At 32.3% G+C, this 747-nt stretch carries 1 protein-coding gene; it reads left to right on the plus strand.

Annotated elements, in window-relative coordinates; translation table 11 throughout:
• Window positions 1-747, plus strand: a 747-nt coding sequence (locus A4R26_RS34905; RefSeq protein ID WP_207625736.1) for a hypothetical protein, incomplete at both ends; no start/stop codon positions are given.

The raw sequence follows: 747 nt of genomic DNA on the forward strand, positions 1-747 counted from the left end.
CTTGAAAACTCTTATTACTTTGGCATCTATGACGATATAAGGGGAATGGCAATTTCAGACTTTAAAGAAACTGATTATTTCGATAAGGCTATTAAAAGTTTTTATGTCTCTGTAAAACCAATTTTGGATAACGATTTATCTTCTTTTCAAAGTAACCTTAATCTTTGGGATTTGCTAATTGAAAAAGGAAGAGAGCACTTTGGTGATGTTTGGGGCTTGCTTATTATTTCTACCATTGCAGCGGGAATTAAATCGAAGGACGAAACTTATGAGGGTTTTGATGAGTTAACCGATAGTTCGAAGTCGCTATGCAAAAGAGTTCGATGTGCTCGCCTGAAATCAGGGAACATAAGTTATTGGAAGCAACAGATCGAAAAATCGAAGGATATTAAATCTACTCTTTTAATTTTATTCACTTGGTCCACAGCCAAAACTATTAGCCAGCTCGTGGGTGTATTAAATCCCATCCTCAATAATATGGAAGCAAGTGAATTGATGATTCTAATAAATGGACTTAGAAAGACAGTTAAAATATCTCAGTTTAATAAAACTCAACAAATACATGCTTTAAAAATTATTGAGGACAAAAATATTTCAGGTTTTCTAATGTATATATTGAGCCTAAGGTTTCCTGATGATTCATCATTGAAAATCGTTTACAAAAACTTGGAAAGATATCCTAAGTCCTTAGAGAATTCATATAAAATAAAATTAGATTATTTAATAGGTTCTTTTTTGCAAAACCCC

This window comes from Niastella populi (assembly GCF_002078015.1).
Taxonomy (GTDB): Bacteria; Bacteroidota; Bacteroidia; order Chitinophagales; family Chitinophagaceae; genus Niastella; species Niastella populi.